At 43.1% G+C, this 23,126-nt stretch carries 18 protein-coding genes and 4 tRNA genes; 1 reads left to right on the forward strand and 21 read right to left on the reverse strand.

Annotation, left to right across the window (positions count from 1 at the left end):
- Nucleotides 1-3: 3 nt before the first annotated feature.
- The 19 genes from rplC to ACWXWT_RS08730 all read right to left on the reverse strand — a co-directional run bounded on the left by rplC (nt 4) and on the right by ACWXWT_RS08730 (nt 19,762).
- Nucleotides 4-642, reverse strand: coding sequence for a 50S ribosomal protein L3 (gene rplC, locus ACWXWT_RS08640; RefSeq protein WP_456041190.1), 639 nt, complete (start codon nt 640-642; stop codon nt 4-6).
- 27 nt (nt 643-669) lie between these two features.
- Nucleotides 670-981, reverse strand: a complete 312-nt coding sequence (gene rpsJ, locus ACWXWT_RS08645) for a 30S ribosomal protein S10 (RefSeq protein ID WP_011635639.1) — start codon at nt 979-981, stop codon at nt 670-672.
- Between the two features lie 353 nt (nt 982-1,334).
- Complete coding sequence (gene tuf, locus ACWXWT_RS08650) at nt 1,335-2,519, reverse strand: elongation factor Tu (RefSeq protein ID WP_456041191.1); 1,185 nt, start codon at nt 2,517-2,519, stop codon at nt 1,335-1,337.
- A 69-nt stretch (nt 2,520-2,588) separates the two neighbouring features.
- Nucleotides 2,589-4,685: an elongation factor G gene (fusA, locus tag ACWXWT_RS08655; protein WP_456041192.1), complete on the reverse strand. Its 2,097-nt coding sequence runs from the start codon at nt 4,683-4,685 to the stop codon at nt 2,589-2,591.
- Between the two features lie 79 nt (nt 4,686-4,764).
- The gene (rpsG, locus tag ACWXWT_RS08660) at nt 4,765-5,235 is read right to left on the reverse strand and encodes a 30S ribosomal protein S7 (RefSeq protein ID WP_456041193.1); all 471 of its coding nucleotides are present in this window, start codon (nt 5,233-5,235) and stop codon (nt 4,765-4,767) included.
- An 82-nt stretch (nt 5,236-5,317) separates the two neighbouring features.
- Nucleotides 5,318-5,692: a 30S ribosomal protein S12 gene (gene rpsL, locus ACWXWT_RS08665; RefSeq protein WP_101033703.1), complete on the reverse strand. Its 375-nt coding sequence runs from the start codon at nt 5,690-5,692 to the stop codon at nt 5,318-5,320.
- Nucleotides 5,693-5,868: 176 nt separating this feature from the next.
- Nucleotides 5,869-10,095, reverse strand: a complete 4,227-nt coding sequence (gene rpoC, locus ACWXWT_RS08670; protein ID WP_456041194.1) for a DNA-directed RNA polymerase subunit beta' — start codon at nt 10,093-10,095, stop codon at nt 5,869-5,871.
- A gap of 82 nt (nt 10,096-10,177) precedes the next feature.
- A complete protein-coding gene (gene rpoB / locus ACWXWT_RS08675; RefSeq protein ID WP_456041195.1) occupies nt 10,178-14,209 on the reverse strand; it encodes a DNA-directed RNA polymerase subunit beta in 4,032 nt (1,343 codons plus the stop codon).
- Nucleotides 14,210-14,444: 235 nt separating this feature from the next.
- Complete coding sequence (gene rplL / locus ACWXWT_RS08680) at nt 14,445-14,810, reverse strand: 50S ribosomal protein L7/L12 (protein ID WP_456041196.1); 366 nt, start codon at nt 14,808-14,810, stop codon at nt 14,445-14,447.
- Between the two features lie 54 nt (nt 14,811-14,864).
- Entirely contained in the window at nt 14,865-15,365 is a 501-nt protein-coding gene (gene rplJ / locus ACWXWT_RS08685; protein ID WP_137224537.1) for a 50S ribosomal protein L10, read from the reverse strand.
- A 275-nt stretch (nt 15,366-15,640) separates the two neighbouring features.
- The gene (gene rplA / locus ACWXWT_RS08690; RefSeq protein ID WP_456041197.1) at nt 15,641-16,342 is read right to left on the reverse strand and encodes a 50S ribosomal protein L1; all 702 of its coding nucleotides are present in this window, start codon (nt 16,340-16,342) and stop codon (nt 15,641-15,643) included.
- A 4-nt stretch (nt 16,343-16,346) separates the two neighbouring features.
- Nucleotides 16,347-16,775 (reverse strand): 50S ribosomal protein L11, encoded by a 429-nt coding sequence (gene rplK, locus ACWXWT_RS08695; RefSeq protein ID WP_456041198.1) that lies wholly within the window; start codon nt 16,773-16,775, stop codon nt 16,347-16,349.
- 129 nt (nt 16,776-16,904) lie between these two features.
- Nucleotides 16,905-17,456 carry a transcription termination/antitermination protein NusG gene (nusG, locus tag ACWXWT_RS08700; protein ID WP_456041199.1) on the reverse strand — a complete coding sequence of 184 codons (552 nt, stop codon included), beginning with the start codon at nt 17,454-17,456 and terminating at the stop codon, nt 16,905-16,907.
- Nucleotides 17,457-17,466: 10 nt separating this feature from the next.
- Nucleotides 17,467-17,838 carry a preprotein translocase subunit SecE gene (secE, locus tag ACWXWT_RS08705; protein ID WP_456041200.1) on the reverse strand — a complete coding sequence of 124 codons (372 nt, stop codon included), beginning with the start codon at nt 17,836-17,838 and terminating at the stop codon, nt 17,467-17,469.
- Nucleotides 17,839-18,105: 267 nt separating this feature from the next.
- Nucleotides 18,106-19,290 carry an elongation factor Tu gene (tuf, locus tag ACWXWT_RS08710; RefSeq protein ID WP_456041191.1) on the reverse strand — a complete coding sequence of 395 codons (1,185 nt, stop codon included), beginning with the start codon at nt 19,288-19,290 and terminating at the stop codon, nt 18,106-18,108.
- 112 nt (nt 19,291-19,402) lie between these two features.
- Nucleotides 19,403-19,473, reverse strand: a tRNA-OTHER gene (locus ACWXWT_RS08715).
- A gap of 13 nt (nt 19,474-19,486) precedes the next feature.
- Nucleotides 19,487-19,560: transfer RNA gene (locus ACWXWT_RS08720), tRNA-Gly, on the reverse strand.
- Between the two features lie 34 nt (nt 19,561-19,594).
- Nucleotides 19,595-19,679 (reverse strand) — tRNA-Tyr (locus tag ACWXWT_RS08725).
- A 7-nt stretch (nt 19,680-19,686) separates the two neighbouring features.
- Nucleotides 19,687-19,762 (reverse strand) — tRNA-Thr (locus ACWXWT_RS08730).
- A gap of 222 nt (nt 19,763-19,984) precedes the next feature.
- Between ACWXWT_RS08730 and coaA the strand changes: the two genes are divergently transcribed.
- Nucleotides 19,985-20,935 carry a type I pantothenate kinase gene (coaA, locus tag ACWXWT_RS08735; protein WP_456041201.1) on the forward strand — a complete coding sequence of 317 codons (951 nt, stop codon included), beginning with the start codon at nt 19,985-19,987 and terminating at the stop codon, nt 20,933-20,935.
- Between the two features lie 32 nt (nt 20,936-20,967).
- Here coaA and birA read toward each other — a convergent pair whose 3' ends face one another.
- Both birA and murB read right to left on the reverse strand, forming a co-directional pair.
- Nucleotides 20,968-21,930, reverse strand: coding sequence for a bifunctional biotin--[acetyl-CoA-carboxylase] ligase/biotin operon repressor BirA (gene birA, locus ACWXWT_RS08740; protein WP_456041202.1), 963 nt, complete (start codon nt 21,928-21,930; stop codon nt 20,968-20,970).
- The gene (gene murB, locus ACWXWT_RS08745; protein ID WP_456041203.1) at nt 21,927-22,943 is read right to left on the reverse strand and encodes a UDP-N-acetylmuramate dehydrogenase; all 1,017 of its coding nucleotides are present in this window, start codon (nt 22,941-22,943) and stop codon (nt 21,927-21,929) included. The genes birA and murB overlap by 4 nt, the downstream gene beginning before the upstream one ends.
- Between the last annotated feature and the right edge of the window lie 183 nt (nt 22,944-23,126).

A 23,126-nucleotide genomic window follows, 5' to 3' on the forward strand; every position in this document is an offset into this window, starting at 1 on the left:
GACCTAAGCTTTAACGGCAGGCTTAATGATCAGATCACCATTGGTAGCGCCTGGAACTGCGCCGCGTACTAATAACAAGTTACGCTCTGCATCAACACGAACAACGTGTAGATTTTGAGTAGTTACTTGTTCAGCACCCATATGACCTGACATTTTTTTGCCTTTGAATACACGACCAGGCGTTTGGTTCTGACCGATAGAACCGTTCGCGCGGTGCGCCAATGAGTTACCGTGAGTCATATCTTGAGTACGGAAGTTCCAACGCTTAATACCGCCTTGGAAACCTTTACCCTTTGATTGACCAGTAACATCTACTTTCACTGTATCAGCGAAAATATCAACATTAAGCTCAGCACCAACTTCAATGCCTTCGCCTTCACCATCTGCTAAACGCAATTCCCATAAACCACGACCGGCTTCTACGCCGCCCTTGGCAAAATGACCTGCTTCTGCTTTAGTGATGCGATTGGCTTTTTTGGTACCAGTAGTCACTTGAAGTGCACGGTAACCGTCGGTCTCTAAAGTTTTCACTTGAGTTACGCGATTGCCAGCAATTTCAATTACTGTTACAGGGATTGACGTACCATCTTCAGTGAAGATGCGAGTCATACCCACTTTACGACCAATAAGACCGATAGCCATCTCTCAAACCTCTTCTAAGGATCTCAATTAACCTAAGCTAATCTGAACGTCGACACCAGCCGCAAGATCTAAACGCATTAATGCGTCTACAGTCTTTTCTGTTGGCTCTACGATGTCAACTAAACGCTTGTGGGTACGAATTTCGTACTGATCACGTGCATCTTTATTAACGTGCGGAGAGATCAAAACGGTATAACGCTCTTTGCGAGTTGGTAGTGGAATAGGACCACGTACCTGCGCGCCTGTACGCTTAGCAGTTTCAACGATTTCCGCTGTAGACTGATCAATCAAACGATGATCAAAGCCTTTCAAGCGGATACGGATTCTTTGGTTCTGCATTGACCAGAGCTCCTAAAATGGACATATAAAAAATCACCCTCTAGCTTCTTCCTAATGGAAAAGCAGAGCGAGATGATTTAACCGTTCGACTCCCAATCGGAGTCGCTGTGAAAATGAGTAGTCTAACTGACTAAACATTATAATTTACGCTGCACTAGTCAGCGAGTGGGCAATTATACAGATCTTCTTTGTAAGATCAAGCCCATTGTGCAAATAGTCTTCAGAAAGTCTACCTGCAAATAACTGGTGCTTATTTTTCACAAATTGAGTGTATATTCTATACAAATCGCTATCCACCAGAAAATAAAAAAGGAAGCCGAAGCTTCCTTTTTCAGTGTGAACTAAAGTCGCTATTACGCGATGATTTTAGCTACAACACCAGCACCAACTGTACGGCCACCTTCACGGATAGCGAAACGTAAACCGTCGTCCATCGCGATTGGGTAAATCAGAGTAACTACCATCTTGATGTTATCACCAGGCATAACCATTTCTACGCCTTCTGGTAACTCAATTGTGCCTGTTACGTCTGTTGTACGGAAGTAAAACTGTGGACGGTAACCTTTGAAGAATGGAGTGTGACGTCCGCCTTCTTCTTTTGATAACACGTACACTTCTGATTCGAATGTAGTGTGTGGCGTAATTGAACCAGGCTTAGCTAGTACTTGACCACGTTCTACGTCATCACGCTTAGTACCACGTAATAACACACCACAGTTCTCGCCTGCACGACCTTCGTCAAGCAGCTTACGGAACATTTCTACACCAGTACAAGTTGTCTTAGTGGTTGCATGTACACCAACGATTTCGACTTCGTCTGATACACGGATAATACCACGTTCAACACGACCTGTTACTACTGTACCACGACCTGAAATTGAGAATACATCTTCAATTGGAAGTAGGAATGGCTTATCGATGTCACGCTCTGGCTCTGGAATGTAAGTATCCAATGCTTCTGCTAATTCGATAATCTTAGCTTCCCACTCTGGCTGGCCTTCTAGTGCCTTAAGAGCTGAACCTTGAATTACTGGTAAGTCATCACCTGGGAAGTCGTATTCAGAAAGAAGTTCACGAACTTCCATCTCTACTAATTCTAGTAATTCTTCGTCATCTACCATGTCACATTTGTTCATGAATACGATGATGAAAGGTACACCTACCTGACGTGAAAGTAGAATGTGCTCACGTGTCTGTGGCATTGGGCCATCAGTCGCTGCTACTACTAAAATCGCGCCGTCCATCTGTGCAGCACCTGTAATCATGTTTTTAACATAATCCGCGTGACCTGGACAATCTACGTGAGCGTAGTGACGTGAAGGTGTGTCATATTCGATGTGAGAAGTATTAATGGTAATACCGCGCTCACGCTCTTCTGGAGCATTATCGATTTGAGCGAAGTTACGAGCTTCACCACCATATGTCTTAGACAAAACGGCAGAAATTGCTGCTGTTAAGGTTGTTTTACCATGGTCAACGTGACCGATGGTGCCCACGTTTACGTGAGGCTTATTACGTTCAAATTTAGCTTTTGCCACGATATATTCCTTTCTTTTCAGAAGTGCTCGATTAATTCGAGCAATATAACATTGATGCCGTAACCAATATTAGTTACGAGATTCTATAATCGCTTTTGCAATGTTTTGCGGTGCATCTGCGTACTTATAAAACTCCATAGAGTAAGAAGCACGACCCTGAGATGCAGAGCGCAAATCAGTCGCATAACCAAACATTTCAGATAAAGGTACTACTGCATGAACAAGTTTGACACCTGCGATGCCATCATCCATACCTTCAATTATGCCACGACGGCGGTTTAAGTCACCTACAACGTCGCCCATATAATCTTCAGGTGTAGTGACCTCTACTTTCATACAAGGCTCGAGCAGCGCGGGATTGGCTTCTAGCGCACCCGTTTTGAAGCCCATTGAACCTGCAATTTTGAATGCCATTTCGTTTGAGTCCACATCATGATATGAACCATCAAACAATGTGACTTTCACATCAAGAACAGGATAACCAGCTAATACGCCGTTTTTCATTTGTTCTTGAATACCTTTATCAACAGCTGGAATGTATTCGCGAGGAATTACACCACCAACAACTTCATTGACAAATTCGTAGCCTGCACCTTCTTCCAGTGGTTCAAGTCTTAGCCAAACATGGCCAAACTGACCACGCCCACCAGATTGGCGTACGAACTTACCTTCCACTTCTACTTTAGAACGGATGGTTTCACGGTAAGCAACCTGAGGTTTACCTACGTTACACTCTACACTGAATTCGCGACGCATACGGTCAACGATAATATCCAAGTGTAGTTCACCCATTCCTGATATCAGTGTTTGAGCCGACTCTTCGTTAGTTTCAACTCGGAAAGATGGATCTTCTGCTGCTAATTTTTGCAGCGCGATGCCCATCTTATCCTGATCTGCTTTCGAACGAGGCTCAACGGCAATGGTAATTACGGGCTCTGGAAACTCCATGCGCTCAAGAATCACTTTGTGATTGTTATCGCAAAGAGTATCACCGGTTGTAACATCTTTTAAACCAATAGCAGCAGCGATATCACCTGCGCGTACTTCTTTCAACTCGGTACGGTCGTTAGCATGCATTTGTACCATACGACCAATTCGTTCACGCTTCTGTTTTACTGAGTTGTAAACACCAGCACCAGTTTCAAGTACGCCGGAATACACGCGGATAAAAGTCAGTGTTCCAACAAATGGATCAGTCGCAATTTTAAATGCTAATGCCGCAAATGGTGCATTATCATCTGACGGACGTTCAACTTCTTTTTCGTCTTCATCAATACCTTTAATTGCAGGTACATCAATAGGCGCAGGCAAAAAGTCGATGACCGCATCGAGCACCGCTTGCACACCTTTGTTCTTAAATGCAGAACCGCAGGTAGCAAGAACGATCTCGTTATTAATTGTGCGCTGACGCAGTGCTAATTTAATTTCTTGTTCTGATAACTCACCTTCTTCAAGGTATTTGTTCATCAGTTCATCAGAAGCTTCAGCAGCTGCTTCCACGAGATACTCATGCATATCGGCAGCTTTTGCTGCGAGATCTGCAGGAATTTCTTCATAAGTGAATGTCGTTCCCTGATCGGTTTCCGACCAGTTAATGGCTTTCATCTTAATTAAATCAATAACACCCTTGAAGTTTTCTTCTGCACCAATGTTTAATTGAATTGGCACACAAGTCGCACCAAGGCGGTTACGAATTTGATTTATTACACGGTCAAAATCTGCACCTGCACGGTCCATCTTATTAACAAACACCAAACGAGGAACGTGGTATTTGTCAGCTTGACGCCATACTGTTTCAGATTGTGGTTCAACGCCTGATGAGCCGCAAAATACAACTACTGCGCCATCAAGTACACGTAATGAACGCTCGACTTCAATAGTAAAGTCTACGTGACCTGGGGTATCGATGATATTAATTCGATGTTCAGGGAATTGGGCTTCCATACCGCGCCAAAAGGTCGTTACTGCAGCTGAGGTGATAGTAATACCACGCTCTTGCTCTTGTACCATCCAGTCAGTCGTGGCAGCGCCGTCATGCACCTCACCAATTTTATGAGACATACCGGTATAGAACAGAACACGTTCTGTTGTGGTAGTTTTACCTGCATCCACATGAGCAACAATACCGATATTACGATAAAGCTCAATTGGGGTTGTACGAGCCACTATTTATACCCTCTCAACTAAAACTTTTGGTTTTAGCAATATCAACAATATGGAGCGGGCCAAGGCCCGCCCCATCATATTACCAACGGTAATGGGCGAAGGCTTTGTTAGCTTCAGCCATGCGATGCACGTCTTCACGCTTCTTAACCGCTGTACCTTTGTTTTCAGACGCATCTAGCATTTCACCTGCTAGACGTAGAGCCATAGATTTTTCACCACGTTTGCGAGCAGCTTCAACTAACCAGCGCATCGCTAGTGCGTTACGACGCACAGGACGAACTTCACATGGTACCTGGTATGTCGAACCACCAACACGACGAGATTTAACTTCGACAGATGGGCGAACGTTGTCCAGGGCTGCATCAAGGATAGTTAGATGATTTTCGCCTTTCTTTTCAGCGACGACATCTAATGCCTTGTAAATAATTTTTTCTGCAGTCGACTTTTTGCCGTCCTGCATGATGACGTTGATGAACTTAGCCAACAACTCACTGTGAAACTTTGGATCTGGTAGGATTTTACGTTGTCCTACAACGCGACGTCTTGGCATATTAATTCTCCGTATGCTTCAGGTATTTCCAAAACTGGAATGTCAAATAAATACTAGCTTGGCCTTACTTAAACGGGATACGTTAAGACTTAGGACGCTTAGCACCGTACTTAGAACGGCCTTGGCGACGTGAAGTCACGCCAGCACAGTCTAATGCGCCACGAACAGTGTGGTAACGCACACCAGGTAAGTCTTTAACACGACCACCACGGATTAGGATTACACTGTGCTCTTGCAAGTTATGGCCTTCACCACCGATATACGAAGTCACTTCGAAACCGTTAGTTAGACGCACACGAGCTACTTTACGTAGTGCAGAGTTAGGTTTTTTAGGTGTTGTAGTGTACACACGAGTACAAACACCACGTTTTTGTGGGCACGCGTTCAACGCAGGCACATTAGTCTTTTCGACTTTTGGCGCGCGTGGCTTACGTACCAACTGGTTTACAGTTGCCATGTATAGCTCCGACAGTTGATTTAAACTCAACAATTAGGTGTGAAAAATCTATATCCCACAATGGTGGGACGCGGAATTTTAGAAAGGTAATGGCTGCCTGTCAAGAAATAGCCAACTTTTCGTGCAAATTCCAATAAAAAAGGCGCCATTGGCGCCTTTTTTAACAAACCATTAACTTAATCTTGACTACCAGCCAAGTTTAAGAGGTCTGCTAGGTTCTGTTCAGCTTCGCTTGCTGTGACGGTTGTTGCTTCCACTTTACCACCAGAACTTGCTGCTTTAGCGCGTTCTTCGTTGCGGCTCTTGTGATAAGCATAACCAGTACCAGCAGGGATCAAACGACCTACAATTACGTTTTCTTTCAGACCACGTAATGGATCGCTCTTACCACCAACGGCTGCTTCAGTTAACACACGAGTCGTTTCTTGGAACGAGGCTGCAGAGATGAACGATTCAGTCGCCAAAGATGCTTTGGTAATACCGAGTAATTCACGTTCAAACGTTGCAGGCGCTTTACCTTGAGCAATAAGCTCACGGTTAGCTATCTTCACGCGTGATACTTCTGCTTGCTCACCTTCTAAGAACTCACTGTCGCCAGCTGAAGTGATTAAACACTTACGTAGCATTTGACGAATGATGACTTCGATGTGCTTGTCGTTGATCTTAACGCCCTGAAGACGGTAAACATCCTGTACTTCGTTCACAATGTAGTTTGCTACGTTGTGGATACCACGAAGACGTAGAATGTCATGCGCTGCTTCTGGTCCGTCAGCAATAACTTCACCACGTTCGACTTTTTCACCTTCGAACACGTTTAAGTTACGCCATTTAGGGATCATCTCTTCATAGTGATCACTGCCATCAGCTGGTGTGATAACGAGTCGACGTTTACCTTTTGTTTCCTTACCGAACGAGATAGTACCAGAGATTTCAGCAAGAATTGCTGGCTCTTTTGGTTTACGCGCTTCAAATAAGTCTGCAACACGTGGTAAACCACCGGTGATGTCGCGTGTTTTAGACGATTCTTGAGGAATACGAGCTAATGCGTCACCAACGTTGATTTTCGCGTTATCGTCTTTCGACACAATCGCATTGCCCGGTAAGAAGTACTGAGCTGGCACTTCTGTACCAGGGATCATTAAGTCATTACCGTCTGCATCCACTAAGCGAATTGCAGGTCGTAATTCTTTACCCGCTGAGGTACGTGCACCAATTTCAAGTACGACAACCGAAGATAAACCTGTTAACTCGTCAGTTTGACGTGTCATGGTTACACCGTCGATCATATCAACGAATTTCACACTACCAGCTACTTCAGAAATAATTGGGTGAGTATGTGGGTCCCAGTTAGCGATAATCTCGCCAGCAGCAACTTCACTGTCTTCCAATTTCTCTAGCACAGTACCGTATGGCACTTTGTAACGCTCTTTCTCACGACCTAGCTCATCGATGATGGCTAATTCAGAAGAACGAGAAACAATCACAAGCTTACCGTCGATGTTAGATACATGCTTAGCATTATGTAACTTCAGTGCACCAGCATTCTTAACTTGAACGTTGTTTTCTGCAGAAGCTCGAGATGCCGCACCACCAATGTGGAAGGTACGCATGGTTAACTGTGTACCAGGTTCACCAATTGACTGCGCCGCAACAACACCAATAGCTTCACCGTGGTTGATAATATGACCACGAGCCAAGTCACGACCGTAACACGCTGCACACACACCGAAATCAGTTTCACAGGTAATTACAGAGCGTACTATCACTTCATCAATACTGTGGTCTTCTAACGTATTACACCAAGCTTCATCAAGCAACGTGTTGCGAGGTGCAAGTACTTCATCAGTACCAGGCTTCATGACGTCACGAGCAACAACACGACCTAGAACACGTTCGCGTAATGGTTCAACAACATCACCACCTTCAATGAGTGGTTTCATTGTTAGACCATGTTCAACACCGCAATCGTCTTCAATAACGACTAAGTCTTGAGCAACGTCAACTAAACGACGTGTTAAGTAACCCGAGTTTGCTGTCTTCAATGCGGTATCGGCAAGACCTTTACGCGCACCGTGTGTAGAAATAAAGTACTGGAGTACGTTTAGACCTTCACGGAAGTTAGCCACAATAGGGGTTTCGATGATTGAGCCATCTGGCTTAGCCATAAGACCACGCATACCCGCTAACTGACGGATCTGAGCCGCACTACCACGAGCACCTGAGTCAGCCATCATATAGATGCTGTTAAACGATGCCTGTTTTTCTGGTACACCATCACGGTTAATCACGGTCTCAGTAGACAGGTTTTCCATCATCGCTTTAGAGACTTTTTCGTTAGCACTTGCCCAAATATCGATGACTTTATTGTAACGTTCACCGGCTGTAACAAGACCCGATTGGAACTGCTCTTGAATTTCAAGCACTTCTGCTTCAGCATCAGCAACTAAGGTGTATTTTTCGTCTGGAATAACCATGTCATCAATACCTACAGAGGCACCAGATATGGTCGCAAAACGGAAACCGGTATACATCAATTGGTCTGCAAAGATAACGGTATCTTTAAGACCTAGTTGACGGTAACAGGTATTCAACAACTTAGAAATCTGCTTCTTACCCATGTTCTGGTTAACCAGATCATATGATAAGCCTTCAGGCAAAATTAACGATAAAAGAGCACGACCAACGGTGGTATCAATGATACGAGTTGCTTTCGTTCTTTCGCCATCATCTGCAATATGTGTTTCAGTAATACGTACTTTAACACGAGCATGTAGTTCAGCAGCACCTGTAGCGTAAGCTTTTTCTACTTCAGCAACTGAAGAGAAAGCCATGCCTTCGCCGCGGCCATTGATACATTCACGGCTGGTGTAGTACAAACCTAATACCACGTCTTGAGACGGTGTAATAACAGGCTCACCATTAGCGGGTGACAAAATGTTGTTGGTTGACATCATAAGCGCACGAGCTTCTAGCTGAGCTTCAAGCGTTAATGGTACGTGAACCGCCATTTGGTCACCGTCGAAGTCGGCGTTGTATGCCGCACAAACTAACGGATGCAATTGAATTGCTTTACCTTCAATCAGAACGGGTTCAAATGCTTGAATACCCAGTCTGTGAAGTGTTGGTGCTCGGTTAAGCATTACTGGATGCTCACGAATCACTTCGTCTAACACATCCCATACTTCAGCCTGTTCGCGTTCAACCATCTTCTTAGCAGCTTTAATCGTAGTCGCTAGACCACGCGCTTCTAGCTTGCCGTAAATAAATGGTTTGAATAGCTCAAGTGCCATCTTCTTAGGAAGACCACACTGATGCAGACGTAAAGTAGGACCTACGGTAATTACCGAACGGCCTGAATAGTCAACACGCTTACCAAGTAAGTTCTGACGGAAACGCCCCTGCTTACCCTTGATCATATCAGCAAGAGATTTAAGCGGACGCTTGTTAGACCCCGTAATAGCACGACCGCGACGACCGTTATCTAATAGCGCATCAACCGACTCCTGTAACATACGTTTTTCGTTACGTACGATAATGTCAGGCGCAGCTAAATCTAACAGACGCTTTAAGCGGTTGTTACGGTTAATTACACGACGGTAAAGATCATTAAGATCTGATGTCGCGAAACGACCACCATCTAACGGCACTAATGGACGTAGATCAGGTGGAAGGACCGGTAATACTTTTAAGATCATCCACTCTGGCTTATTACCAGATGTGAAAAATGCTTCCATCAGTTTAAGGCGCTTAGTGACCTTTTTGCGACGGGTTTCAGAGTTAATTGAAGGTAACTCTTCACGCATTTGCTCGATCTGTTCTTCTAAGTTGATAGCGCGTAGCAATTCTAAAACTGCTTCGGCACCCATCTTAGCTTCAAACTCGTCACCGTATTCTTCTAACGCATCAAGATACGTTTCTTCGGTTAGCATTTGGCCGCGCTCAAGCGTGGTCATGCCAGGCTCAATAACAACAAATGATTCGAAATACAGTACGCGCTCAATATCACGTAACGTCATGTCCAGCATTAAGCCGATACGAGACGGAAGTGATTTTAAGAACCAAATATGGGCAACTGGACTAGCCAGATCAATGTGACCCATGCGTTCACGACGCACTTTAGTCTGGGTAACTTCTACGCCACACTTTTCACAAATCACGCCACGATGCTTTAAACGTTTGTATTTACCACACAAACATTCGTAATCTTTAACCGGACCAAAGATACGCGCACAGAACAAACCTTCACGTTCAGGTTTGAATGTACGGTAGTTAATGGTTTCTGGCTTCTTTACTTCACCAAAAGACCAAGAACGGATGAGATCTGGCGATGCCAAACCAATTTTTATTCCGTTAAATTCTTCAGTCTTACTTTGCTGCTTAAGAAACTTTAATAAGTCTTTCACGTTTCTCTCCTGAAGGAGTTAAACCAGGTGCTTTGCTGATGCAAAGCACCCTTGGTTACCAAACATTGCTTAAGTGCGATGCTTACTCTTGGTCCAACTCGATATTAATACCAAGTGAACGAATTTCCTTCAACAATACGTTGAAAGACTCAGGCATGCCTGGTTGCATCTGATGGTTCCCGTCGACGATGTTTTTATACATCTGAGTACGACCGTTAACGTCATCTGACTTAACTGTTAGCATTTCTTGTAGAGTATAAGCAGCACCGTATGCTTCAAGTGCCCACACTTCCATCTCACCGAAACGCTGACCACCGAATTGAGCTTTACCGCCCAATGGTTGTTGAGTCACTAAGCTGTACGAACCGGTTGAACGGGCGTGCATCTTGTCATCAACTAAGTGGTTCAATTTAAGCATATACATGTAACCCACAGTTACTTTACGCTCAAATTCGTTACCGGTACGGCCATCACATAATGTTAACTGGCCAGACTCAGGTAAGCCTGCTAGAGCAAGCATTTGCTTGATCTCTTTCTCTTTAGCACCGTCGAATGCTGGTGTAGCAATTGGAATACCACCTTTAAGGTTGGTAGCCAAGCGTACAACTTCATCATCAGTAAACGAATCGATATCAACACGCTGTAGCACGTCGTCACCTAATTCATAAACTTGTTTGATGTAACTACGAAGTTCGGCTAGCTCACGCTGCTCTTCAAGCATCGCGGTAATCTTATTACCGATGCCCTTAGCTGCTGCGCCCATGTGGACTTCAAGCACCTGACCAATGTTCATACGCGATGGTACGCCCAATGGGTTAAGTACGATGTCTACAGGATTACCTTCTTCATCGTATGGCATATCTTCGATTGGACAAATCTTCGAGATAACACCTTTGTTACCATGACGACCTGCCATCTTGTCACCAGGTTGGATAGTACGTTTAACGGCTAAGTAAACCTTAACAATTTTCAGTACGCCTGGAGCCAAGTCATCACCTTGGGTGATCTTACGACGCTTGATTTCAAACTTCTTATCAAAGTCAGCTTTTAGCTCTTCGTGCTGCTCAGCTAACTGCTCTAATTCAGTTTGTTTTGTTTCATCGTCGATAACTTGAATTAATACGTCTTTGCGTGGGATCTCAGCTAACTTAGCTTCAGAATAACCCACAGACAGTAACAAGTTACGTGCACGGCCCAATACACCTTCTTCAAGGATCTTGAACTCTTCACCTAAGTCTTTACGAGCTTGGCGAACATGCATTTCTTCGATTTCAAGCGCACGCTTGTCTTTCTCAACGCCGTCACGGGTAAATACCTGAACGTCGATGATAGTGCCTTTCACTGAGTTAGGTACACGTAGTGAGCTGTCCTTAACATCAGAGGCTTTTTCACCAAAAATAGCTCGGAGAAGCTTCTCTTCTGGAGTCAGCTGCGTTTCACCTTTAGGTGTTACTTTGCCAACTAGAATGTCGCCACCCTTCACTTCTGCACCAATATAAACGATACCTGATTCATCTAATTTAGATAAAGCAGACTCACCTACGTTTGGAATATCAGCAGTGATTTCTTCGCTACCCAATTTAGTATCACGAGCAATACATGATAGCTCTTGAATATGGATAGTCGTGAAACGATCTTCTTGCGCAACGCGCTCAGAAATTAAAATCGAATCTTCGAAGTTATAACCGTTCCAAGGCATGAACGCGATACGCATGTTTTGACCAAGTGCCAAATCACCTAAATCGGTTGATGGACCATCTGCCAATACGTCACCACGAACTACGGGTTCACCAACAGAACAACAAGGACGTTGGTTAATACAGGTGTTTTGGTTTGAACGGGTATATTTAGTTAGATTGTAAATGTCGATACCCGCTTCACCTGCGTGTAGCTCATCTTCATTGACTTTAACTACGATGCGGCTAGCATCAACATAATCAACCACACCGCCACGTTTAGCGGCAACAACCACACCAGAGTCAACAGCAAGAGTACGTTCAATACCTGTACCTACTAACGGCTTATCAGCGCGTAATGTAGGAACGGCTTGACGTTGCATGTTAGCACCCATTAATGCGCGGTTAGCATCATCGTGTTCTAAGAACGGAATTAACGATGCAGCAACAGAAATAATCTGCTGTGGTGATACGTCCATATATTGAACATCTGCTGCACGCATAAAGGTTGACTCACCTTTATGACGACAAGCAATTTGATCTTCAACCATACGGCCATCAGCGTCAACTTCGATGTTTGCCTGTGCAATAACATAGCGACCTTCTTCAATTGCTGATAAGTATTCAACTTCATCAGTAATTACACCATCAACCACTTTGCGGTAAGGTGTTTCTAAGAAACCGTATGAGTTAGTGCGAGCAAAACTTGCTAGCGAGTTGATTAGACCAATGTTTGGACCTTCTGGGGTCTCAATTGGACATAAACGACCGTAGTGAGTTGGATGTACGTCACGAACTTCGAAACCAGCACGTTCACGGGTTAAACCACCTGGGCCAAGCGCAGAGATACGACGCTTATGTGTCACTTCTGACAATGGGTTGTTTTGATCCATAAACTGTGACAACTGTGAAGAACCAAAGAATTCTTTCACTGCCGCAGAGATCGGCTTAGCATTGATGAGGTCTTGTGGCATAAGCTCGTTTAAATCGCCTAAAGATAGACGTTCACGAACCGCACGCTCAACACGGACTAGACCAACACGGAATTGGTTTTCAGCCATTTCACCAACACTACGAATACGACGGTTGCCTAAGTGGTCAATATCATCGACTTCATCATAACCGTTACGGATTTCGATGATTTTCTTCATAACGCAAACGATGTCTTCTTTCGACAATACACCGTTACCTTCGTCTTCTGCAATCTCAAGACGACGGTTAAACTTCATACGACCTACTTTAGATAAGTCATAACGTTCTTCACTGAAGAAAAGGTTTTGGAATAAACCTTCAGCAGCATCTTTGGTTGGAGGCTCGCCAGGACGCATCATGCGATAAATCTCAACTAACGCTTCTAAGCGGTTAGTTGTAGAATCAATACGCAGAGTGTCAGCAATATAAGCACCGTGGTCAAGGTCATTAATAAACAGAGTATCAATGTTCTTAATTCCAGCCAATGATAACTTAGCTAAATCTTCTAAGGTAATTTCACTGTTTGCTGTAACTAATACTTCACCGGTATCTTCGTCGATATAGTCTTGTGCAGCATATTTTCCAACAATATAGTCAACTGGCACTTCAAGTTCAGTTGTGTTGGTTTTTTCAAGCTGCTTAATATGACGCGCAGTAATACGACGACCAGCTTCAACGAGTAAAGTGCCTTCAGCATCTTTAATGTCATAGCTTGCCGTTTCACCGCGAAGACGGTCAGGCACAAGCGCCATAACGAGTGAATCTTTTTTGATCTTAAACTCAATACGCTCAAAGAATAAATCTAAGATGTCCTGAGTAGAATATTCAAGCGCACGTAGAATAATAGTCGCTGGTAATTTACGGCGACGATCAATACGAACGAATAAAGCATCTTTAGGATCGAACTCAAAATCAAGCCATGAACCACGGTAAGGAATAATACGTGCGTTATACAGCACCTTACCTGAAGAGTGGGTTTTACCACGGTCATGATCAAAGAACACACCAGGAGAACGGTGTAACTGAGACACGATAACACGCTCAGTACCGTTAATAACGAAAGTACCGTTATCAGTCATCAATGGGATGTCACCCATATAGACTTCTTGCTCTTTAATGTCTTTAACAGTGCCAGCTGCAGCTTCACGGTCAAACAACACCATACGTAATTTAACGCGAAGTGGTGCTGAATAAGTTACACCGCGGATCTGACATTCTTTCACATCAAAAACTGGCTCGCCTAGCTTATAACTGACATATTGCAGCTCAGAATAGCCAGAAAAGCTCTTGATAGGAAAAACGCTACGGAATGCAGCTTCTAAGCCACGCTCACCCGTAGGGTCTTGATCGGTGAACTTCTTAAAAGAGTCTAACTGGATAGACAGTAAATAAGGGATGTCCAAAACTTTTGGACGCTTACCAAAGTCTTTGCGAATACGCTTCTTTTCAGAATAGGAGTAAACCATGGGTTTCCTCTGCTTACGGAATGTGACCAAGACTGAAATTAATATTAATTAAATCAGCACGTTTGCCTATCACCCTTGTTGACAAGAACCTAACCAGTAATCTCTGCTAGGGACTGTTAAAACTGACGACAAAAGGTGAAAAAAATCGCCTGCGCATAAAGCGCAAAAAAGGCCAACGGTTAAAAAACCGTCAGCCTTCACCCAATTACTTGGGTGATATAAGCTAAATTACAGCTTACTTAACTTCAACAGAAGCGCCTGCGGCTTCTAGATCAGTTTTAAGAGTTGCAGCTTCTTCTTTACTCACGCCTTCTTTAACAGCGATTGGTGAAGATTCAGCCATAGTCTTAGCTTCTTTCAAGCCAAGACCAGTAGCGCTACGTAGAGCTTTAATCACTGCAACTTTGTTGTCGCCGTGAGAAGTAAGTACTACGTCAAATTCTGTTTGCTCTTCAGCAGCAGCAGCTTCGCCACCGCCAGAAACTACTGCAGCAGCAGCAGAAACGCCGAATTTTTCTTCCATAGCTTCGATTAGTTCAACAACTTCCATTACAGACATTGCTGCGAAAGCTTCTAAGATTTGGTCTTTAGTGATAGACATTAGAAATATTTCCTATTGTTCTGAATTCAATTTTATTAAGCTGCCAGCTTAAAATTAAGCGGCGTCTTGTTTTTGATCGCGAAGGGCGGCCAATGTACGAACGAACTTGCCAGCAGATGCTTCTTTCATAGTCATCATCAACTGAGCTAGTGCTTCTTCGTATGTTGGTAGTTTCGCTAAACGATCAATATCAGCTGCAGGGATAAACATCCCTTCGAAAGCTGCACCTTTAACTTCAAATTTATCTTGTCCCTTAGCGAAGTCTTTTAAAAGACGCGCTGCAGCACCTGGGTGCTCGTTAGAGAAAGCGATTAAAGTTGGGCCTGTGAACGTTTCTGCTAGGCACTCAAAAGCTGTACCTTGAACTGCACGACGAGCAAGAGTGTTACGTACTACACGTACAAACACACCATTTTCGCGAGCAGCTTTACGCAGACCGGTCATAGCACCTACAGTTACGCCACGTGAATCGGCAACAACTGCAGAAAGTGCACCTTTGGCAGCTTCGTTGACTTCAGCAACAATTGCCTGTTTGTCTTCGAGTCTTAATGCCATTGGCTTTACTCCTGGATTCTACCTAGGGAATTCCCTAGTATTTACCAAATTAAACACTTATGTGTTTAATTACTTACGGTGCAGATTTTCCAGTAAAAAAATTTAGCTGGGGCCTGACACCGTCTACGCTGGAAATTAAGTCAATCATAAGATCAACACCTGCGGTCTTGGACGGAAACCGACTCTATTATGTAACAGCTTAACACTATTACATAAAAGGCGGCTTCAACCCACAAAGTGCGTTGCATTATAGACTAATACGCATGCTTTGTATATTACTTAGCTTCTTCCAGTGAACCCTGGTCGATAGCTACACCTGCACCCATAGTGGTGGAGATGCTAACTTTTTTCACATAAATACCTTTTGCAACTGCAGGCTTAGCCTTCTTCAGTGCAGACACTAATGCTTCTAAGTTTTCTTTTAACTGTTCGGCAGTGAATGTTACTTTGCCGATAGTTGTATGGATAATACCATTTTTGTCGTTTCTGTAACGAACTTGACCCGCTTTTGCATTCTTAACAGCTTCTGCAACATTAGGTGTCACAGTACCCGTTTTAGGGTTAGGCATTAAACCACGAGGGCCTAAGATTTGACCTAACATGCCTACAACGCGCATTGCATCTGGAGAAGCGATAACAACGTCAAAGTTCATTTCGCCAGCTTTAACTTGTTCAGCTAAATCTTCCATACCCACTAGCTCTGCGCCAGCAGCTTTAGCAGCTTCAGCGTTTGCACCTTGAGTGAATACAGCAACACGAACGTCACGACCAGTACCATGTGGAAGTACAGTAGCACCTCGCACGTTTTGATCTGATTTACGAGGATCGATACCTAGGTTAACAGCTACGTCAACACTTTCTACAAATTTAGCTGTCGCTAGTTCTTGTAAAAGTGTTACAGCTTCGTTGATGTCGTACAATTTTGTTGCATCAACTTTTTCGCGGATAACGCGAGCGCGCTTAGTTAGCTTTGCCATTATATTAATCCTCTACTACCAAACCCATTGAACGTGCAGTACCTTCAATTGAGCGAGTCATCGCTTCAATATCAGCACCAGTCATATCAGCGGCTTTAGTTTCAGCAATTTCCTGAACAGCGCTACGCTTGATAGTTCCTACTTTTTGAGTATTAGGACGGCCAGAACCTGATTTAAGACCTGCTGCTTTTAGCAGTAGGAAAGATGCAGGTGGAGTCTTAGTTTCAAAAGTAAAAGAACGGTCGTTAAACACAGTGATAACAACAGGAATTGGCATGCCTTTTTCGAACTTTTCAGTACGAGCGTTGAATGCTTTACAAAATTCCATGATGTTCACACCTTTTTGACCTAAAGCAGGACCTACTGGTGGAGACGGGTTAGCAGCACCGGCTGCTACTTGTAGCTTAATATAAGCTTCAATTTTCTTTGCCATGTCGACATTTCCTCAATTTGGGTTCAAACGCATGTTGGCGACATGCCAATACGCTCCCCTGAAAACAACGGGTGCGAATTATATAAAAATCCGCACCCGCAAACAATCTTTATTTTGTAGTTATTTTAATCAGCTCTTTTCAACCTGATTAAAATCTAATTCTACTGGTGTTGAGCGACCGAAAATCATCACCGAAACTTTAATCCGGTTCTTCTCGTAATCAACTTCTTCGATAGTACCGTTAAAGTCCGCAAATGGACCGTCACACACGCGAACAACTTCGCCTGGTTCATACATAACGCGATGTGTTGGAGACTCAACAGTATCCTGAAGACGTTGAAGAATAGCATTGGCTTCTTTGTCTGAAATCGGCGCTGGGCGATCTGATGTACCACCAATAAACCCCATCACACGCGGGATACTTTTAACTAAATGCCAACTGTCATCATTCATTTCCATTTGGACTAATACATAACCAGGAAAAAACTTTCGCTCACTCTTACGGCGTTGACCTGCGCGCATTTCTACCACTTCTTCAGTGGGAACTAATATCTCACCAAAGTATTCTTCCATGTTATGCATTTTGATATGTTCAAGCAGTGTTTTAAGCACACGACCTTCATAGCCTGAAAAGGCTTGGATTACATACCATCTTTTTTTTGCTTCTGTAACTTCAGTCATTTTCAGGTGCCTATACGCCAGTAATTAAATTGACTACTCGTAACAACACAGCATCAAATCCCCAAAGGATTAATGCCATTACAGCAGTAGCGGCTAGTACAATGAAAGTCGTGTTTAGCGCTTCTTGGCGAGTTGGCCAAACGACTTTTCGCACTTCAATATGTGCTTCTCTAGCAAAAGATTGCGCTTGCTTACCCTTGCTTGTCTGCAGCGCAATGACACCTGCAATAGCGAAGGCAATAATTACCCCAGCAACACGAGCTACAACATTAGCATCTGCATAAAATTGATTAGCTATAACAGCAGCAGCAATTAGCAATACTGCTACGCCCCACTTAACGATATCCAAAGAATTACTCTGGTTTTCAGTATTTGTTGTCATCGGTTAATTCCGTTACTTACTACGACCTGGGCTTAGCTTGGTAAACAACATATTTACCAAATCCGCATTTCCGAGCTTTCCCAGAAAATGCATAAGCACAGGGTCAAAAATCGGCCATAGATTGTATTCTTATTCAGCTTTGTTCGCAACAATACAGGTAAAGTAAGATTGACAAATTGACCAAAAAGTCAGTTTTTTTTAACAATTTTACTTTAAAAATAAAAAAGGAAGCCGAAGCTTCCTTTTTCAGTGTGAACTAAAGCGCTATTACGCGATGATTTTAGCTACAACACCAGCACCAACTGTACGGCCACCTTCACGGATAGCGAAACGTAAACCGTCGTCCATCGCGATTGGGTAAATCAGAGTAACTACCATCTTGATGTTATCACCAGGCATAACCATTTCTACGCCTTCTGGTAACTCAATTGTGCCTGTTACGTCTGTTGTACGGAAGTAAAACTGTGGACGGTAACCTTTGAAGAATGGAGTGTGACGTCCGCCTTCTTCTTTTGATAACACGTACACTTCTGATTCGAATGTAGTGTGTGGCGTAATTGAACCAGGCTTAGCTAGTACTTGACCACGTTCTACGTCATCACGCTTAGTACCACGTAATAACACACCACAGTTCTCGCCTGCACGACCTTCGTCAAGCAGCTTACGGAACATTTCTACACCAGTACAAGTTGTCTTAGTGGTTGCATGTACACCAACGATTTCGACTTCGTCTGATACACGGATAATACCACGTTCAACACGACCTGTTACTACTGTACCACGACCTGAAATTGAGAATACATCTTCAATTGGAAGTAGGAATGGCTTATCGATGTCACGCTCTGGCTCTGGAATGTAAGTATCCAATGCTTCTGCTAATTCGATAATCTTAGCTTCCCACTCTGGCTGGCCTTCTAGTGCCTTAAGAGCTGAACCTTGAATTACTGGTAAGTCATCACCTGGGAAGTCGTATTCAGAAAGAAGTTCACGAACTTCCATCTCTACTAATTCTAGTAATTCTTCGTCATCTACCATGTCACATTTGTTCATGAATACGATGATGAAAGGTACACCTACCTGACGTGAAAGTAGAATGTGCTCACGTGTCTGTGGCATTGGGCCATCAGTCGCTGCTACTACTAAAATCGCGCCGTCCATCTGTGCAGCACCTGTAATCATGTTTTTAACATAATCCGCGTGACCTGGACAATCTACGTGAGCGTAGTGACGTGAAGGTGTGTCATATTCGATGTGAGAAGTATTAATGGTAATACCGCGCTCACGCTCTTCTGGAGCATTATCGATTTGAGCGAAGTTACGAGCTTCACCACCATATGTCTTAGACAAAACGGCAGAAATTGCTGCTGTTAAGGTTGTTTTACCATGGTCAACGTGACCGATGGTGCCCACGTTCACATGGGGCTTGTTACGTTCAAATTTAGCTTTTGCCATGGTATTGCCTCAGTCCAATTATCTTGGTGATGAAAACACATATAGTAAAAATCCGATGCATAAAATGACATCGAATCGATTATTTAGGGTTAGGGAATTTGTTCATAACGGCTGGTATTTATAAGCAGATTCGAACTGCCGACCTCACCCTAACAAGGGAGCGCTCTACCAACTGAGCCATATCAGCGAACAAATTTGGAGCGGATGGCGGGAATCGAACCCGCGTTATCAGCTTGGAAGGCTGGAGTAATACCATTATACGACATCCGCGCAACCTATTTAGGCTACCTAACTACCTAGAAAATGGTGGAGGGAGAAGGATTCGAACCTTCGAAGGCTGAGCCGTCAGATTTACAGTCTGATCCCTTTGGCCACTCGGGAACCCCTCCAGAAAAATGGTGCCGGCACCAAGAGTCGAACTCGGGACCTACTGATTACAAGTCAGTTGCTCTACCAACTGAGCTATGCCGGCGTATCATTTCGGGTTCGGATATTAGGTAAATGTGCTCCGGAGTGCAATAGGAAAATGATAAAAAACCTAAAAAAAGTTTCAAATGACGCTTTTTTGCTCGCGTTTTGACTATAAAGTGCGATTTATAGGCAAATGTAATTGCGGTAAGGACAAATGAAGCTCAAACTATTGTCGCCATTTATCTGATAGTGTAATGTGCCTGACCAACCAAGAGGAATGGTTATGACCCCAACAAACTCAATCCAAGATGCACTCTATTTTGCTTTTCAGCGCGAGCATTGGGCTGAATTACGCAAATCGGTGCCACTGACATTGAGTCAAGATGAATTAGAAAGCCTGCGTGGTATGAATGAAAAGCTGTCTTTAGATGAAGTCACCGACATTTACCTTCCTCTCAGCCGTTTACTGAATTTATTTGCCGGCTCAAAACAACAACGTGGTCTGGTTCTTGATAATTTTCTTGAACAAAAAGCTTCACCTGGACCTTATATTATCAGTATTGCTGGAAGTGTAGCCGTAGGTAAAAGCACTACGGCTAGAATATTACAAACATTATTACAGCGCTGGCCAGAGCATCCAAAGGTTGATTTGGTTACTACTGATGGTTTTTTATATCCTTTAGCCGATCTTAAACGTAAAGGTTTGCTTCAGCGTAAAGGCTTTCCTGAAAGCTATGATATGAAGATGCTTGTGGAGTTTATATCTGCAGTTAAAGCCGGTGAAAGCGAGGTACTTGCGCCGCTTTATTCACATGTAACTTACGATCGACGACACGACGAACACCAAGCAATACGCCAACCTGATATCTTAATCTTAGAAGGGTTAAATGTACTACAGACAGGTTTAGATACTCCCATTGACACTAGAAGACCATTCGTATCAGATTTTGTTGATTTCTCCATTTATGTTGATGCGGAAGAGTCGTTATTAAAAGATTGGTATAAACAACGTTTTTTGCAATTTAGAAAAGGCGCATTTAGAGATCCAAATTCATTCTTCCATCATTATTCGACTTTAACGGATGATGAGGCAAATGTTATCGCAGCAAACATTTGGGATACGATTAATGGGCCCAATTTGTCACTCAACATCCAACCAACACGTGAGCGGGCTCATCTGATTTTACAAAAAGGGCCTAACCACCTGATGAATAGAGTGCTACTAAGAAAATAATGTATGAGCCTGAAATAGGCTCATACTTAATACTACAGTGCAGATCTTAAGCTAATTTCACCACCGATATAGCGTTTTATACCTTGCTCAGTTTCTAGTAGCAAGGCACCTTGTTTATCTATGCCACGGCAAATACCACTCACTACGTTTGGTGCCATTAACAGCGAAACTTCACGATGAATAAACAAATCAAATTCATTCCAGCGGTCTAAAAATGATACCAAACCTTCCTGTTCAAATAACTGCAAATCAGCTTTTAGGGTTTTATGAAGTTCAATCAGTAATTCAGTTTTATCAGGAATATTAGTTAAGCAGGATAAGTCACTCCAAGGTTGATCAATAAGTTCACCTTGTTCCGCAGACATACTCATATTTATACCAAAGCCAATGACAACATCAGTCTTGTGCAATCCAGAGTGGGATATTTCAACCAGAATGCCTGCCAATTTTTTATGATCAAGATAAATATCATTCGGCCATTTTAATCCCAACCCCTCTACACCCAAATCAGCTAAAGTTTTAACAATTGAACAGCCGACAACTAAACTCATCCCACTAGCTTTGTTTATATCGCAGTGTAAGCGCCAAAACATAGATGCATATATATGGTGACCATATGGAGATAACCATTGCCTTCCCCTCCTACCTCTTCCCGCTGATTGATATTCTGCAATGCAAACATCACCAGACTTCAATTCAGAAGCATGAGCAAGCATAAAAGCATTAGTGCTGGTAGTTTCATCAAAGTAAAAACAACGACCATCAACACCATTAATAAGCAGTGATTCATTAACCAAAGACACTGGGGTTGCTAATTTATAGCCTCTACCTTTTACACTGTATATTTCAATACCATAATCTTTCAGCGCATCAATATGCTGATTGACTGCTGCACGGGAGAGCGCTAAAGACTGTGCAATAACCTCACCCGAAACAAAATGTTCATGGTGTAAACAGGCTAAAATTTGTCGCTTACGCGACCAATGCTCATTCATGCTATATCAATCTCCCCAAGTAAGCCCAAAATCCTAGGTTCAGGTTGCAACGTAACCCCGAACTTATCAAAAATGACCTGAATAATGTACTGAGCTAACTGACAAACTTGTTTTCCGGTCGCGTCACCTCGGTTAACAAGAACCAATGCTTGATCTTGATGGACCGCTGCGCCACCAATGGTAAACCCTTTTAATTTAGCATGCTCAATAAGCCAACCAGCAGCGAGTTTATAGCAGCCATCCTCTTGACTATAGCCAACCAAATCAACAAAACGGCTTTTTAGTTCATCATAGATATCAGCCGAAACGATAGGATTTTTAAAAAAACTTCCCACATTACCTAACACATGAGGATCCGGTAGCTTCGATTGACGAACTTGGCAAACACAATCAAAAATTTGCTGCGCCGTCACCAATTTGATGTCAAAGTGCTGCAATGGACCATACCTAATTACAGGTTGCCATAGTTTAGGCAGCTTAAAAATTACCTCTGTTATGACAACTAAGTTCTTAAGCTGTTGTTTAAAAATCGACTCTCGATAGCCAAAACAACATTGCTCATTACCTAATTGAATCAACTTATCGGTATCAAGTTGCAAAAGCTCAATTTTATGACAAAATTCGTTAAACTCGACACCATACGCTCCAATGTTTTGTATCGGAGCTGCGCCTACAGTACCAGGAATTAAAGCCAAATTCTCTAGCCCATAAATCCCTTTATGCATACAAAAACTCACTAAATCATGCCAAACTTCTCCAGCTTGCACAGTTAGATAGTAACTGTCTGTATCCTCGGAAATTTGAATGCCTTTTGTTGCAATTTTGACGACAGTTCCATGGTAATCTTCAGTAAAAACGACATTGCTTCCCCCACCCAAGATCAACATAGGTTGTTGTTTTTGGTATAGACTTCTGCATGTTTTTAATAATTCAACTTTGTCGGTGACTTCAATAAGTGAACTGCATTGCTGTTTCAGACCAAAGCTGTTAAATGCTGCCAGTGAAATAGACATAAGAAATTAAGTTTGAAAATAATATAGTCATTGTACAGGGAAAAAAGAATAAATTTGGAGCCTGTAAATAATTTTGTGTAACTGCTTTTCAATCAGTACCCTATTAGGGTCAATGGAAGGTAGCACATGAATAAACAAGAATTAGAAGCTTTCGCTAAACAAGCAGCCAAAGGCATAAAGTCT

It is taken from the genome of Shewanella sp. A22, from assembly GCF_053850585.1.